The organism is Moraxella sp. ZY210820, assembly GCF_030674635.1.
Taxonomy (GTDB): domain Bacteria; phylum Pseudomonadota; class Gammaproteobacteria; order Pseudomonadales; family Moraxellaceae; genus Acinetobacter.
In genome coordinates this window covers 1,361,794-1,378,270 of the sequence record NZ_CP089978.1, presented here as the reverse complement: position 1 = coordinate 1,378,270, position 16,477 = coordinate 1,361,794, and the positions used below count along the sequence as shown (strand labels likewise).

The following is a 16,477-nucleotide window of genomic DNA, read 5'->3' as shown; positions in this document are numbered from 1 at the left end:
AGCTCGTTTTTTATAACTTTAGTCTTATAAAATAAGAAAATATATTGGATTGTTTGTTTAATTATTTGATTTTTATATAAAAAATAATAAATTATCATGATGAATATTTACCATTTTTTCAATTTATTATACTAGATAAATCATCATAACTTGTTATACTAAGGTTTTATTCCATCGGTTAATTTTTATAGGACTAGATATGACTGAACGTATCCAACAAGGCAAACTTGCGATTGCCAAAGAATTGTATGATTTTATTGAACAAGAAGCCTTGCCAGTGGCAGGTATCGATAGTGCAACCTATTGGAAAAATTTTGAACAAGTCGTTTTAGACCTTAGCCCAAAAAATACAGCACTTTTACAAAAGCGTGATGAAATTCAAGCAAAACTGGATGAATGGCATCGTAACAATACATTTGAACTTGGTGCATATAAAGCATTTTTAACTGAAATTGGTTATTTAGTGCCAGAAGTTGAAGATTTCCAAATCACCACTGAAAATGTTGATGATGAAATTGCAACCATCGCTGGTGCTCAATTGGTTGTGCCAGTGCGTAATGCACGTTATTGCTTAAACGCTGCTAATGCTCGTTGGGGTTCATTGTACGATGCCTTGTACGGTTTTGACGTGATTCCAGAAACAGACGGAGCAGAAAAAGGCAAAGGTTATAACCCTGTGCGTGGTGAAAAAGTTATTGCATTTGCTAAAAATTTCTTAGATGAAACTTTCCCATTAACACAAGGCTCTCATGCTGATGTCGAAAAATATGCTATTGAAAATAATGCCTTAATTGCGGTTGTAAATGGTCAAAATTCAACTTTAAAAAATACACAACAGCTTGTAGGTTATAATGGCGATACAGCAAATCCATCAGAAATTATCTTAAAAAATAATGGATTACACGTTGTTATCGAAATCGATGCCAATAGCCCAATCGGTAAAACAGATAAAGCTGGCGTAAAAGATGTTGTACTTGAAGCAGCGGTAACAACGATTCAAGACTTAGAAGATTCTGTTGCAGCAGTTGATGCGGAAGAGAAAGTTGAAGGTTATCGTAACTGGCTTGGCTTGATGAAAGGCGACTTACAAGAAAATGTTGAAAAGAATGGCAAAACCATTGTCCGTAGCTTAAATAAAGACCGTGAATTTACTGATTTAACGGGCAATAAAGCGACACTACATGGTCGTTCATTGATGTTATTGCGTAATGTGGGTCATTTGATGACGAACCCAGCCATTTTGGTTGATGGTAAAGAAATTTACGAAGGCATCATGGATGCATTGATTACGCCATTATTGACGATTGTGGATTTAAAAGGTCAGAATACTTTACGCAACTCTCGTACAGGTTCAATGTATATTGTTAAACCAAAAATGCATGGTCCTGAAGAAGTGGCATTTGCGGTAGAATTATTCACTCGTGTAGAACAGGCTTTAAGTTTACCTGCAAAATGCTTAAAAATTGGTATTATGGACGAAGAACGCCGTACATCTGCAAACTTAAAAGCATGTATTGCTCAAGCGAAAGACCGTACAATTTTCATCAATACTGGCTTTATGGACAGAACAGGTGATGAAATCCATACCTTGATGGAAGCTGGTCCATTTGTGCGTAAAGGTGAAGTCAAAGGTCAAATTTGGTTTGATGCTTATGAAAACCGTAACGTGATGATTGGCTTACAAACAGGCTTGCGTGGTAAGGCTCAAATCGGTAAAGGTATGTGGCCAAAACCAGACGAATTAGCGGATATGTATCGTACGAAGATTGAACACCCACAAGCAGGTGCAAGCTGTGCATGGGTACCATCGCCATCTGGTGCAGTCATTCACGCAATTCATTATCATAAATGCAATGTGGCAAACCGTCAGCAAGAGTTATTGGCAACACAAGCAAAATCACTTGATGATTTATTAACACCACCATTGGCAAAAGAAACCAATTGGTCTGCTGAAGCAATCACCAAAGAACTTGAAAATAACTGTCAAGGTATTTTAGGCTATGTGGTACGTTGGGTTGATTTGGGCGTGGGCTGTTCAAAAGTACCAGACATCAACAATGTAGGCTTGATGGAAGACCGTGCGACTTTGCGTATTTCTTCACAGCACGTTGCAAACTGGTTACGTCATGGTATTGTAACCAAAGAGCAGGTGCAAGAAGTGCTTGAGCGTATGGCAAAAGTGGTTGATGCACAAAATGCTGACGACCCATTATATACGCCAATGGCACCAAAATATGATGGTATCGCCTTCCAAGCAGCGTGTGATTTAATTTTTAAAGGTGCAGAGCAACCATCTGGTTATACTGAACCGTTGTTGCACGCAGCACGTTTAAAATTAAAAGGCTATAAAGGCGACTAATTTTCGCTAAATATGAGCTAAATCTAAAAGGTATAATGGGAAACTGTTATGCCTTTTGTTGGTTGTAATGAAAGTGTAGATACCATTTTGGGGGTTATAGTAACAGCACCATTTACAAGTTTTAAAGTGGTGTAACGCAAATTTTAAACGCATCGCTAGGCGATTTTAATGTGCCACGCAAATGATAAACTTCGCCTGCTTTGAGTGGTGTGAGTTGATATTGATATTCTTTTTCTGTTTGTTTGATGGGTTTGACTAAGCCTTTTGGGGAAAATATCGCCATGCCTGACACAGGTTTTGACCAAAACCAAAAGTACGGATTGGTAAAGCTAATTTTTACAGCTTGATTGACGGTAATTGGGACAAATGGTTGTGTGGTGTCGCCTTCATCAACAAAATAAAATGGCATAGTTTCACAGTAACTGCCTGATTGTGTAGGGATGGTTAGGCGGTAGTATGTACCTGCGTGGCTTAAACTGATTGAGCATAAGCTAATGATTAATAATATGATTTTTGAGTGTGAAAATTGATGACTTTTCATTTTACATTTCCATTAAATGATATTGCCAAGTAAAAATGATGTTAATATAAATTGGTTTTTGATAGCCATGATTTGCATTATCATAAAATATAGACATTTATTTTATGATTAAATTTCATAAGCTACTTATCTTATGATAATATCTACTTTAAATTTATTTGATATGTGAGATGTAAATTTGTAAAAGATACATGATACGCATTCTACTTTCTTGTATTAAACTTTTCCTGCAAGATTACACAAATTTCATCAAAATCAGCCTTCGATTTTAGATTTTTATTCGTAAATATGACTTTACCTTCATGTTCAGTAAATAAAACAACTTGTTTAATACCAGATGTTTGGTAAAATTTAATTTTGTTAATTGAGCGAAATGGAATATTTAATATCGTGTTTGAAATAGGACGTTTAGGTAAAGAAATCTGATTTTCATTAATCATAATAAAACGTTGTTTTAATTGAAAAGATTGAATAATGATATACAAACCAAATAATGCACAGGCTAAAAAGAAAAATGACATTCCCCACCAAATATAATACGAAGTTTCAGGTGAAAAACGAATTAAGTGCTTGATATGTATTGTACCGCTATAATGAGGTGCTTTGCTCAAGCTACTCCAAGCCATTAAGCTAAATATAATAAAGGTGATATAGCCAATAGCAGAAGGGAATTTGTATTCATATTTTTTCATTTAAAGTTTCCATTAATTTAAATCATCAAGTAAAAATTATGTTAATATAAATTGGTTTTGATTGCAATGATTTGCATTATCAAAAAATATCGACATCTATTTTATGATTAAATTTCATGATTGATTTATCCTATGATAATATTAAACGGCTTAATTAGAATTATTAAGCAAAAATGAAATAAGCATTAAAACAAATCCAATACAAAATATCCATATATTAAGATTAGACTCAAATCCAAAGCTCGCTCCTAAGAGAAAGAATCCTAAACCTGAAGTTATGTAATATAATGTTTTTTTATTCATAACAACTTACTCTAAACTAAAAAAGCAAGTCAGACATTTGTTATAGTAAGCTATATAAATAACACTATATATCAAATATCCAACTTGCTTATTTGATAGTATAAAAATGGTTTATTTTAGCTTATTTATTCAACCAACCAGCTAAACCATTCATCACATCATCAAAGTTAGGCGTTATAGTCGCTCCACCTTGTGCTAAATCAGGCTTACCGCCACCTTTACCGCCCAACTCAGATGCTAAATGTTTGATAATATCGCCCGCTTTCAGTACTTGATGATGTTCTTTTGCCACAGAAGAGATTAAGCTCACTTTATCGCCATCGATACCTGCAAGCACAATCACCGCATTACCAAGTTTTGATTTTACGCTGTCATGCAAATGACGTAAACTACCTGCATCAACATTTTGTACTGTTGCAATTAGCGTTTTGCGTCCTGCAATCTCTTGTACTTGATTTAGTAATTCAGTTGCTTGGAAATTCGCCAATTTCTGATTGAGTTGCTCAATTTGTTTTTGCAATGTAATAGTTTGATTAACAGTTGCTTGAACTTTTTCAACCGTTTGGTTTTTCTGTGCTTTTAAGATACTATCTACTTGGCGAATGGTTTGTTCTTGCTGTTGCATTGCTTCAATCGCACGCAAACCAGTAACGGCTTCTACACGGCGTACCCCCGATGCAATACCACCTTCAGAAATAAATTTGAATAAACCAATTTCGCCCGTATAACCAACGTGAATACCACCACACAACTCAATCGAGAATGCACGGTCATCTTTCACTGTACCCATCGTTAAAACACGTACAACTTCGCCATATTTTTCACCGAATAACATCATTGCACCTTTGGTTTTAGCCGTTTCAATATCTAAAATTTCAGTTACAACAGGGCTATTTGCCATAATTTCAGCATTCACTAAACGCTCAATTTCATCAAGCTGTTCAAAACTCACTGCTTCGCCATGTGAAAAGTCAAAACGTAAAATATCACTCGCTACTAAAGAGCCTTTTTGTTGAACGTGTGTACCTAAAATTTGACGTAGAGCAGCGTGTAATAAATGTGTTGCTGAATGGTTACGCATAATTGCATGACGTAATTCAGTTTGTACTTGTGCATTGATATTTTGTTGTACAGATAATGTGCCAACAGTTACAATCCCTTGATGAACAAAAGCAGAGCCTGATTTTTTGGTATCATGTACTTCAAAAATACCTGTCTCATTTTTAAGTGTACCTGTGTCGCCAACTTGACCGCCACTTTCCGCATAAAATGGCGTTTGATCTAAAATAATCAGGGCTTCATCGCCTTCATTGATACGATCAACTTGTTCACCATCTTTGTAAATAGCAATGATATTGCCTTGACCTTGCGTTGCTGTGTAGCCATTAAATTGGGTAACGCTATCGACTTTGACGATGCTATTATAATCAATCGCAAATTTACCTGCTTCTCTCGCACGTTGGCGTTGAGCATTCATTTCACGTTCAAAACCAGCTTCATCAATGCTTAAATCACGTTCACGAGCAATATCAGCTGTTAAATCGGCAGGGAAACCGTAAGTATCGTACAATTTAAATACAACTTCACCTGCAATCACATTACCTTTTAATTCTGCTAATTCTTGTTCAAGTAATTTCATACCTTGTTCAAGGGTTTTCGCAAATTGTTCTTCTTCTTTGATTAACGCATTAATAATACGCTCTTTTTCTGTGTTGAGTTCTGGATAAGCTTGTCCCATCACTTCTGCAAGTGGTGCAAGCATTTTATAGAAGAAAGTTTCTTTAATGCCTAATTTATAACCATGACGCACTGCACGGCGAATGATACGGCGGAGTACATAACCACGTCCTTCATTTGATGGATTTACACCATCAGCAATTAAGAAACAGCAAGAACGTGCATGGTCAGCAATCACACGCAATGATGCTTGGTCAAGATTATCTGTACCTACGATTTGTCCTGCTGCTTTTAATAAGTGTTGGAAAATATCAGTATCATAATTAGAATTCATTGATTGCATGACCGCAGAAACACGCTCTAAGCCCATGCCTGTATCGACTGATGGTGCAGGAAGTGGGTGCAATACGCCATCAGCAGTACGGTTAAATTGCATAAAGACGTTGTTCCAAATTTCGACAAAGCGGTCGCCATCTTCTTCAGGTGTACCCGGTAAACCACCCCAAATATGGTCGCCATGGTCATAGAAAATTTCCGAACAAGGTCCACATGGTCCAGTATCACCCATTGCCCAGAAATTATCTGATTCGTATTTTTCGCCTTTATCACCAATACGAATAATATGGCTTTCTGGCAAACCAATTTCTTGATGCCAAATATCATAGGCTTCATCATCAGTATGATAAACCGTCACATATAAACGTGCTGGCTCTAAACCTAAACCTTTATCAGCAGATGTTAAAAATTCCCACGCAAAACGTAAGGCATCACGTTTAAAATAATCACCAAATGAGAAATTTCCTAACATTTCAAAGAAGGTGTGATGACGAGCTGTGTAGCCCACATTATCTAAATCGTTGTGTTTACCGCCTGCACGCACACATTTTTGTGAAGTCGTTGCACGTTTGTATGGACGTTTATCCAAGCCCAAAAAGCAGTCCTTAAATTGGTTCATACCTGCATTGGTAAATAGCAAAGTCGGGTCATTGGCTGGCACGAGAGAACTCGATTGAACACGCTGGTGTCCTTTGCTTTCAAAAAAAGATAAAAAGGCTTCTCGAATATCAGCAGAAGTCATAAAACGAGTACTCACGAACAGTAACTCCATCAAAAAAATGTTAAAACAAGGAAGATGACTATGCTTGACATTATCATCATACGGTTAAAAATTAAGATATAAATTATAACGGAAAATAGCGTTGATACCAATGTTTATGTCAATTTTAAATGATGAATTATGGTATTTTTTATACAATATAGGATATTTTGATGAATTATCTGCATTTTTATTGTATTTTAGGGGTATTCTGTCTATTTACCATAACTAAATTATTAAAATGATATAGATTTTCTAGGCTAATCAAGGCAAAATATAGCATAATTTTAGATTTAAGTGAAATTGAGCTTTAAAATCATGTCAAATTCAACTTCTCGATGGTTTATTATACCTTTTGCATTTTGTTTATCTTTGTGTTTGATGATTAGTTTTGCACCTTTATGGAAAGGTGTACATTCACAAATTGACTTTTTATTATTGTGGAGTGTGGCATTACTTTTAACTGCTTTACCTATGCTTTATTTAGAAGTTGCATTGGCAAAACGTAGCCAAACCACAGCAATACAAGCATTAATGAGCTTAACACGAGAAGCTGATGCTCCAACTTTTTGGCGTGTTTTAGGTTGGGGTGGGGCATTATTTATTTCATTTTTAGCAGGTGGGTTAATTAAACTTGCTTCTGAACAAGTGATGACATTTGTGTCAAATTTAGGCATCGGCTTAGTGGCAATTTTGATGCTAGTTGCTGTTGCTTTATCGTTTTTGCCGCGCATAATTACTTTAGGTTTGGTTATTATTGGATTAATTGTATCGCCATTTTTAGCACCTGTTACCATGTCAAGTTTACAATGGACAAATGTTGCAGGGGTGGAATGGGCAATCGCCGTGATGTTAGCCTTATTTTCAACAGGTTTAGGCATGGGGGTGTATTGGCAAAATAGCCTTGGCAGTATAAATAACGAGCAGTCGGCAACACCTAAAGTATGGTTGATTTTATTGACTTTATTGATTGCAGGTATAATTTTTGCTGTATTACCAATGAATTATACTTTGGCAAATATTGCATTAGCAGGGATTCTATTACAACTTGCACGCCAACAATGGTTGGACCGCAAAGTGGCATTACCAATCACAGGTATATTATCTTTAAGTACTATGCTGATTTGGTTAATGCCAATTGGACAGGTTTTAGTCTGGGTGGCTGTTATTTGGGGGCTATTGCTTTGTTTAGTATATAGCATTTTTGCAGGCTGGGTAATGAAAGCGAGTCATTTGCGTAAAGCTTTAAATTTTAGCAATGAATTGGTGTATAATCTATGGCGTGTTGCGGTGCGTATTATTGTACCAATTAATATTATTATCGCATTTGTTTTATTTATTCGTGGTTAATTAGGGTAAATATGGCGATACATCAAAAAGTTTGGGTAGCTTATGCTGATGAACAATTTCAATTTTATCAACCAATTGATTTTGTTGAAGGTTTAACTGCATGGCAGGCGATTGAGCGGAGTGGAATTTTAGCTAAAATTAGTTTACCTGAGCCATATCATTTGGGTAATTTTGGTGTGAAAATTCAGCATGATACAGTTTTGCAAGCTGGGGATAGAGTGGAGATCTATCGCCCGCTCAAAATTAATCCTAAAGAAATTCGTCGCAATCGTGCAGAAAAAAATCCAACAAGCCGTTATTTGGTTAAACAACGTGCAAGGGGAAATCGTTTTCGCCATCAAGGTAATGTGGATTAATTTAGTACGAAATCTATATTATCATAAAAATAAATAATCATGATTACAAAAAATAATCCCAATCTGACTAAAAAGATTGGGATTATTAACCTAAAATCCGATATAATAAGTAAGGATTTATAAACGTGGAGCAGTTAAAATTGTTTCTTTAGAACCAGGTAAGCCAGGTTGTACATCGGGTAAAGTTTCAATACCATCAATCTGTGTTACAATACCTTGTTCATTAAAGGTAATTTTTAAATGCTGACCTTTTGCAGATGGAATTTTTTCCTTTTTTGCATAAGTTCCTGGTTTATAATTGTACATATAATCCCATTGTAGTGGTGTTAAAGGGTCAGTAATCGTTGGTGTACCTAAAATAAAGCGGACTTGTTGTGCATTCATGCCCACTTGTACCTGTGATGCCTGTGCCTTAGTCAATGGCGTGCCTTGCGGAATATCCACTTTATAAACACAACCTGTAAAAATTGCACTCGCTAAAACTGTGCTGAGTAATAATTTTTGCATAATGTAACAATTTCCTCTATGAAGAATGATGAAAAATATTGCATAATCATACTTCATTTTTATACTATTTGCCTAGTTAATCTCTGTTAAACTTTATTCATTTTTATAACAAAAGTGGTAGTTTATATAGAAATGATGATAAAATAGGCTCACAACAAATTGAGAGAAAATATATGGCATTTTCAAACCAAGATTTGCGTAAAGCTGGTTTAAAAGTTACTTTACCGCGTATTAAAATTTTAGAATTACTTGAAACTGCAGAAGAGCACCACTTAAGTGCAGAAGATATTTATAAAACTTTGCTTGAGCAAGGTGAAGATGTCGGCTTGGCAACAGTTTATCGTGTATTAACACAATTTGAAGCGGCTGGTATTATTCAACGTCATAATTTTGAAAATAACCATTCAGTTTTTGAAATTATGCAAGAAGGACATCACGACCATTTAGTATGTCAAGGCTGTAATAAAGTCGTTGAATTTACCAATGATATTATTGAAGATGAGCAACATAAAATTGCAGAAGCACATGGTTTTGTTTTAACAGGACATGCGTTAAATCTTTATGGTTATTGTGAAAAACCTGAATGCCGAGAAGCGAGTGAAAAGCGTGGTAAGGGTAATAAAAAGTAATTGATAAATAGCAATACAGCTATTTTACTTTGTGGTAAATGATTAATTTGGTGCATGGGTAAGTCAATATTTATCCATGTATTTGTTAATATGATGTATTGAAAACAAGGAGTATGCTGATGAAAAAAACACTATTATCAACGGTATTGGTACTTGGAATGGTATCATTATCAGGTTGTTCAACTGTTGCGACTATTGCTGGAGCGGATACCGCATCTTTAAATGCTAAAGCAGAGCAATACTATCAACAATTAACAACAGAAGCACGTGCAGCGAATAAATTAGATACCACTTCAGCAACTTATAAGCGCATCAATGCGGTATTTAATCGTATGATTCCTTATGCTGACCAAGTGAACAAAACGGGGCATAAATTTAATTGGAAACTTGCAGTCATTAAATCTGATGAAGTGAATGCTCATGTTGCTCCAGGCGGTAAAGTGGTTTTCTATACAGGCATTGTTGATAAGTTAAAATTGACTAATGATGAAATTGCTGCCATTATGGGGCATGAAATGGTTCATGCACTTGAAGAGCATAGTAAAACGAAAGCAGGTGCAGAAGTTTTAACAGGTTTAGCGATAAATATTGGTTCAGCTTATGCGGGTTTAGGTTCAGCAGGGCAACAATTAGCAGGTTTAGGTGCTGAGTTGGGTTTAGGTTTGCCTTATTCTCGTAGCTTAGAAAGTCGTGCTGATGAAGGTGGTTTAATGCTGATGGCACGGGCTGGTTATAATCCAAATGCGGCGATTACCTTATGGCAAAAAATGCAAGCAAATGGTGGGGCTGGTGGTCCAGCATTCTTATCAACTCACCCATCAAATAGTGCTCGTATTGAAGCAATGAAAAAGAATTTGCCAGCAGCTTTAGCAATTTATCAACAACGCTAATTTTGTTTGGTGCACTAGAATAATTTAAGATTGATGTGAACTTGTGGGTGAATAATTATTCGCCCATACACAAAATCCATAATTTATATAGTAAATTCAATCAATAATTGAACAGTAGGGGCAAATCATATTTGCCCAAGTAATTGATTTTACAAAGGGTTTATGTAATAACCCCCCTTGCATTTTTATATTGTTTTGATATAATTTGACTATAGTTAAATAACTTAAAAACTGGTACAAAATTCACCATTATGCTGTAGGTGAATCATATTCGCCCTGTATGAATATCGTATTTATCGGGCAAATGTGATTTGCCCCTACAAGTACCAATTTTGGGGTTGAATTAGTATATACTATGAATTGAGAATGATATCATAAATAAAAAAGCTGAATAAATTTCTTTATTCAGCTTTTTTACACTGGTATCAGTGATTATTTTGCAGCAGCTTGGGCAGCGGCAACTTCTTCAGCAAAGCTCATTTCAGCTTTCTTCTCGATACCTTCGCCAACTTCAAAGCGAACAAATTCAGCAACATTTGTACCAGTCGCTTTTAATACATCAGCAACTTTCTTCTCGTTGTCGATAACATATTGCTGACGGTCAAGAGCAACTTCATTTAAGTATTTCTCAACAGAACCTGCAACCATTTTCTCAATGATATTTGCTGGCTTACCAGATTCAGCTGCTTTTGCTTCAGCAATTTCTTTCTCTTTTGCGACTAAATTAGCAGGAACTTGTTCAGCAGTTACTGCAACTGGGTTAAACGCAGCAACGTGCATTGCGATACCTTTACCAGTATCTGCATCACCTGTATAAGACACAACTACACCAATTTTTAAACCATGGCGGTAAACTGCTAAGTTTTCACCTTCAACGATTTTAGCACGGCGTACTTGGATGTTTTCACCAATTTTTTGTACCAAAGCAATACGAGCTTCTTCAACAGTTTGGCTGTCATCATATTTTAATTCAGCGATTTTTTCAGCTTCAACTACGCCAGAAGCTAAAATTGCTTTAGCAACAGTATTTGAGAAGTTGCTGAAGTTTTCATCTTTTGCAACGAAGTCAGTTTGGCAGTTTACTTCAACCAATACTGCTTTATTACCTTCTTGAACAATTGTAATTGCACCATCAGCAGCAATATTACCAGCTTTTTTAGCAGCTTTTGCTTGACCTGATTTACGCAAATTATCAATTGCTAATTCGATATCGCCATTAGCTTCTGTTAACGCTTTTTTGCATTCCATCATGGCTAAACCAGTACGGTCACGCAATTCTTTTACCATTTGTGCAGTAATTGCAGTCATGTTATTCTCCAAATTTAATAAAACTATTGATTAAAAACGGCTCAAAGAAATGCCTTGAGCCGTTTTATGTGAGTAATATAAATATTTACTCACTTATTGGCTAACTACTTATGCAGTTTCGCCTTTTGCTTGTGCATTTGCTTGAGATTGAGCATACTCTTTACCTGCAATAATTGCATCAGCAACAGAGCTTGCATATAAAGTTACCGCACGGATTGCATCGTCATTACCAGGGATAACATAATCAACGCCATCTGGGTTTGAGTTAGTATCTACGATACCAATCACAGGAATACCTAATTTATTTGCTTCTTTAATTGCGGTTGCTTCATGATCAACATCAATCACGAATAAAGCATCAGGTAAACCACCCATTTGCTTAACACCGCCTAAATCACGCTCAAGTTTGTCCATCTCACGAGTACGCTCTAATGCTTCACGTTTAGTTAATTTAGCAAAAGTGCCATCTTGAGATTGGTTTTGTAAATCTTTTAAACGGTTGATTGATTGACGTACAGTTTTCCAGTTTGTCAATGTACCACCTAACCAACGATGATCAACATAAGGCTGACCTGCACGTTGAGCTTGTTCACGAATGATTTCAGAAGCAGCACGTTTTGTACCAACAAATAAAATCTTACCTTTTTTGCTTGCTAAACGGTTGATTTCATTTAATGCATCGTTTAATGCTGGAGCAGTTTTGTCCAAGTTGATGATATGAATTTTGTTGCGAGCACCAAAAATGTATTGTTTCATTTTTGGATTCCAGAAACGTGTTTGATGACCAAAGTGTGCACCAGCTTCTAATAGCTGACGGATACTTACATTGTATTCTGCCATAATAAGACCTTTAAAAGTTTGGGTTAAGCCTCCATATATCCGCAATTTCCACTTTTACAAGCACCCAGAAATTGTGTCGATATATGTGTGGATTTATAGTTTAATATTATTAATAAATTTAAAAATATTAGTAATATCATCATGTTGTCTATCATTTTGATATTTTTTTAATATTTTTGCATTTATTAACATAAAGTATTTGCTAAAAAAGCGGTATAATTCTATCATATATCAAAATAATTTTCCAAAAGTTTTTTATCGTTATGAAACAATCTGTATCACATTTAATCAAAACACCTGATGAAATTGCCAAAATGCGAGTGGCAGGTAAACTAGCTGCCGATATTTTAGAGATGATTAAACCTCATATTCAAGCAGGTGTGAGTACTTTAGAATTAGATAAAATTTGTCATGACTATATTGTCAATGTGCAAAATGCTATTCCTGCGTGTATTGGTTATGGTGGGGGTGGCGGTCGTCCTGCGTATCAACATGCAACCTGTATTTCAGTCAATCATGTTGTGTGTCATGGCATTCCATCAGCTAATAAAATCTTGAAAAAAGGCGATATTTTAAATATTGATGTAACTGTGATTAAAGATGGTTATCATGGGGACACCAGTATGATGTATATTGTGGGTGGGGAAACATCGGTACTTGCTCAGCGGTTATGTGATGTAACACAAGAAGCTTTATATATTGGTATGGAGCAGGTGCGTGCAGGGGCATATTTAGGTGATATTGGTTATGCGATTCAGCGTTATGTTGAAGCTGAGCGTTTTAATGTAGTACGTGAATTTTGTGGACATGGTATTGGTGCAAAATTCCATGATGAACCACAAGTATTGCATTATGGACAAAAAGGCACAGGAATGCGTTTAGAAGCAGGTATGACCTTTACCATTGAACCAATGGTCAATGCGGGTGGGTGGCAAACCAAAATTTTGGGCGATAAATGGACAGCTGTTACTAAAGACCATAGCTTATCAGCACAGTATGAACACATGATTTTAGTTACAGAAACAGGCTTAGAAGTCTTGACCGCACGTTCTGATGAAGATTTATCACGGTTCAATTTGTTATAAAATGAATTTCTCGTCTTTATCTCTTATTTTTGTTGAGATTTTTTGGAAAATAAGGGATAATAAATCGTTTATTTACATGGGTTCAATGTGTAGTTGTTATAGGTAAGAGCTAGGGTGCGTATGACGCATTTTTCAATAATCACTAGCAACTTGGTGCGTATAACACCTCCTACAACATCTTTAATTTTCAATGATTTATGCTATTCAATTAAAGTGAACTCAAACAATTTTATTTAAAATGTAGAATTTTGGAATATTTCAAATGATTCGAACTCATTATTGTGGTGCTTTAACCGAAGCCCAAATTGACCAAACTGTAACCATTTGCGGTTGGGTACATCGTCGCCGTGACCACGGTGGTGTGATTTTCTTAGATATGCGAGACCGTGATGGTTTGGTACAAGTGGTGATTGACCCAGATACGCCTGAAGCCTTTGCCACTGCCGATAAAGCACGTTCAGAATATGTACTTAAAATCACAGGACGTGTGCGTAAACGTTACGAAGGTACAGAAAACGCCAATATGGTAAGCGGTCAAATCGAAGTTTTAGGTAAAGAAATCGAAGTTTTGGCACAGTCTGAAACCCCACCTTTCCCACTTAATGATGATAATATCACTGTTTCAGAAGAACACCGTTTAAAATATCGTTTCTTGGATATTCGCCGTCCTGAAATGTTGGAACGTTTACGTTTCCGTTCTAAAGTAACTAACTTAATCCGTAACTATTTAGATGAACATGGCTTTTTAGATGTTGAAACACCAATTTTAACCCGTGCAACACCTGAGGGTGCTAGAGATTATTTAGTGCCAAGCCGTGTATCTAATGGTGATTTCTATGCTTTACCGCAATCACCACAATTATTTAAACAATTATTGATGGTGGGTGGTATTGACCGTTATTATCAAATTGCAAAATGTTTCCGTGATGAAGATTTGCGTGCTGACCGTCAGCCGGAATTTACCCAAATCGATATTGAAACATCATTTTTAGATGATAATGACATCATGGATTTAATGGAAGGTATGACTGTTAAATTGTTTGATGAATTATTAGGCGTAAAATTTGACAAATTTCAACGTATGCCTTATAGCGAAGCAATGCGTGATTATGCGTCAGATAAACCAGATTTACGCATTCCATTAAAATTGGTCGATGTGGCTGATTTAATGCAAGATGTTGAATTTAAAGTCTTTTCTGGTCCTGCAAAAGATCCGAAAGGTCGTATTGTAGCATTGCGTGTGCCAAATGCAGGTAGTTTAAGCCGTAGCCAAATTGATGACTATACCAAATTTGTTGGCATTTATGGTGCAAAAGGTCTAGCGTACATTAAAGTCAATGAAATTGAAAAAGGCATCGATGGTTTACAGTCGCCAATCGTGAAGTTTATTGAACCAATCGTGATGGAGTTATTACAACGTGTTGGTGCAGAAAATGGCGATATCGTATTCTTTGGTGCAGATAAAGCTAAAATCGTCAATGATGCGATGGGTGCATTACGTGTGAAAATCGGTCATGATTTGAACATGGTAATTTGCGAATGGGCACCACTTTGGATTGTTGATTTCCCAATGTTTGAAGAAACTGATGATGGTAAGTGGACATCTGTGCATCACCCATTCACTTTACCAAAATCAAGTGTGGAAGAGGTAAAAAATAACCCGGGGGAAGCCTTATCTGTTGCTTATGACATGGTATTAAACGGTACAGAAATCGGTGGCGGTTCATTGCGTATTTACACGCTTGAAATGCAAAAAGCGATTTTTGAAGCTTTAGGTATTGGTGAAGAAGAAGCTGAAGAGAAATTCTCATTCTTACTGAACGCATTAAAATACGGTGCACCACCACACGGTGGTTTAGCGTTTGGTTTAGACCGTTTAGTGATGTTGATGACAGGTGCAAGCTCAATCCGTGATGTGATTGCTTTCCCGAAAACGAAGACTGCTGAATGTCCATTGACTCAAGCTCCTGCTCCTGTAGAAAATAACCAGTTGCGTGAATTGGGTATTCGTTTGCGTGAGCAACCGAAAAAAGAAGACTGATTGAATTGATGTAATATATTAATTGATAAACATTTCATATAAAGTGAGATAATTTAAAATCGAGTCATTACTCGTAGGTGCGTAATACGCACCCTATTTCTCCCTTTACTAAAGTGTATATCTTTACCCAAATCAATTTATATTAATCAAATATTCAACAGCCTATAATATAAATTATAGGCTGTTTTTATAAGGAGAATATGATGGAAAAATCTATCTACAAAATTATATTTCTTGTTGTTTTAGTTACCTATTCACTACTTAGTATTTATTTACACCATTTTAGCTATGCAGGATTTATTGAAATTGGCTTATTATATTTAGGAATACTACTTTATCTCTGTATTAAATTATATTACCGAAAAAAGAATAAAACACTCCCTATTGTATTTCCTGTACTTGGACCTTTGGTTATTATCCTATTATCACAACAATATTATAAACCGATTAGCCATTATTTTATAAAGCAAGGTCAGCAACAGCAAATATGTAGTAGTATTAATAAAATAGATTATTCTGCTTGGGACGATGATTATTTTTATTTAGCTAATCATGATATGAAATTTAATCTTAATCAGCATAAAAAAGCTAAAATTGATGATAAAGTATGTATAACATTTAATCCTAATCAAAAATGGTTAGGTTATGCCTATATTTTTAAAATCGAAACTCAAGATTTATAGTATAAATAGGGAAAGGATAAATTTTATCAACAGAATTTACCTTGAAACACTAATTTTAGTGAGTTTGAATAGAGTATTTTATTAGGCTATCATCTATTGATTTTGTTTAATCAAAATAAA

Annotated in this window: 14 protein-coding genes; 8 read left to right on the top strand and 6 right to left on the bottom strand. The window is 35.6% G+C overall.

Annotated features, from left to right (window positions below):
- Positions 1 to 199 precede the first annotated feature (199 nt).
- On the top strand, positions 200 to 2,359 hold the full coding sequence (locus tag LU301_RS06900) for a malate synthase G (RefSeq protein WP_305269007.1): 2,160 nt from the start codon (positions 200 to 202) through the stop codon (positions 2,357 to 2,359).
- A gap of 121 nt (positions 2,360 to 2,480) precedes the next feature.
- Here LU301_RS06900 and LU301_RS06895 read toward each other — a convergent pair whose 3' ends face one another.
- From LU301_RS06895 to alaS, 3 genes are all read right to left on the bottom strand, one after another.
- Positions 2,481 to 2,900: a hypothetical protein gene (locus tag LU301_RS06895; protein WP_305269004.1), complete on the bottom strand. Its 420-nt coding sequence runs from the start codon at positions 2,898 to 2,900 to the stop codon at positions 2,481 to 2,483.
- 203 nt (positions 2,901 to 3,103) lie between these two features.
- Complete coding sequence (locus LU301_RS06890) at positions 3,104 to 3,592, bottom strand: hypothetical protein (protein WP_305269001.1); 489 nt, start codon at positions 3,590 to 3,592, stop codon at positions 3,104 to 3,106.
- Positions 3,593 to 4,016: 424 nt separating this feature from the next.
- Positions 4,017 to 6,650, bottom strand: a complete 2,634-nt coding sequence (gene alaS, locus LU301_RS06885) for an alanine--tRNA ligase (RefSeq protein ID WP_305274000.1) — start codon at positions 6,648 to 6,650, stop codon at positions 4,017 to 4,019.
- Between the two features lie 336 nt (positions 6,651 to 6,986).
- Here alaS and LU301_RS06880 point away from each other — a divergent pair, with 336 nt between their 5' ends.
- Both LU301_RS06880 and LU301_RS06875 read left to right on the top strand, forming a co-directional pair.
- Entirely contained in the window at positions 6,987 to 8,018 is a 1,032-nt protein-coding gene (locus LU301_RS06880) for a hypothetical protein (protein ID WP_305268998.1), read from the top strand.
- Between the two features lie 11 nt (positions 8,019 to 8,029).
- Positions 8,030 to 8,374, top strand: a complete 345-nt coding sequence (locus LU301_RS06875) for an RnfH family protein (protein WP_305268996.1) — start codon at positions 8,030 to 8,032, stop codon at positions 8,372 to 8,374.
- 117 nt (positions 8,375 to 8,491) lie between these two features.
- On the opposite strand, the gene LU301_RS06870 is transcribed toward LU301_RS06875, so the two are convergent.
- A complete protein-coding gene (locus tag LU301_RS06870; RefSeq protein WP_305268994.1) occupies positions 8,492 to 8,881 on the bottom strand; it encodes an outer membrane protein assembly factor BamE in 390 nt (129 codons plus the stop codon).
- A gap of 173 nt (positions 8,882 to 9,054) precedes the next feature.
- Between LU301_RS06870 and fur the strand changes: the two genes are divergently transcribed.
- Positions 9,055 to 9,510, top strand: a complete 456-nt coding sequence (fur, locus tag LU301_RS06865; RefSeq protein WP_305268991.1) for a ferric iron uptake transcriptional regulator — start codon at positions 9,055 to 9,057, stop codon at positions 9,508 to 9,510.
- Positions 9,511 to 9,629: 119 nt separating this feature from the next.
- Positions 9,630 to 10,400 carry a M48 family metallopeptidase gene (locus LU301_RS06860; protein WP_305268988.1) on the top strand — a complete coding sequence of 257 codons (771 nt, stop codon included), beginning with the start codon at positions 9,630 to 9,632 and terminating at the stop codon, positions 10,398 to 10,400.
- 432 nt (positions 10,401 to 10,832) lie between these two features.
- On the opposite strand, the gene tsf is transcribed toward LU301_RS06860, so the two are convergent.
- Both tsf and rpsB read right to left on the bottom strand, forming a co-directional pair.
- Positions 10,833 to 11,708: a translation elongation factor Ts gene (gene tsf / locus LU301_RS06855; RefSeq protein WP_305268984.1), complete on the bottom strand. Its 876-nt coding sequence runs from the start codon at positions 11,706 to 11,708 to the stop codon at positions 10,833 to 10,835.
- Positions 11,709 to 11,816: 108 nt separating this feature from the next.
- A complete protein-coding gene (gene rpsB, locus LU301_RS06850) occupies positions 11,817 to 12,548 on the bottom strand; it encodes a 30S ribosomal protein S2 (protein WP_305268982.1) in 732 nt (243 codons plus the stop codon).
- 263 nt (positions 12,549 to 12,811) lie between these two features.
- Here rpsB and map point away from each other — a divergent pair, with 263 nt between their 5' ends.
- The 3 genes from map to LU301_RS06835 all read left to right on the top strand — a co-directional run bounded on the left by map (position 12,812) and on the right by LU301_RS06835 (position 16,357).
- Entirely contained in the window at positions 12,812 to 13,633 is an 822-nt protein-coding gene (gene map / locus LU301_RS06845) for a type I methionyl aminopeptidase (protein ID WP_305268979.1), read from the top strand.
- A 262-nt stretch (positions 13,634 to 13,895) separates the two neighbouring features.
- Positions 13,896 to 15,674 carry an aspartate--tRNA ligase gene (gene aspS / locus LU301_RS06840; RefSeq protein WP_305268976.1) on the top strand — a complete coding sequence of 593 codons (1,779 nt, stop codon included), beginning with the start codon at positions 13,896 to 13,898 and terminating at the stop codon, positions 15,672 to 15,674.
- Positions 15,675 to 15,877: 203 nt separating this feature from the next.
- A complete protein-coding gene (locus LU301_RS06835; protein ID WP_305268974.1) occupies positions 15,878 to 16,357 on the top strand; it encodes a hypothetical protein in 480 nt (159 codons plus the stop codon).
- Positions 16,358 to 16,477 lie beyond the last annotated feature (120 nt).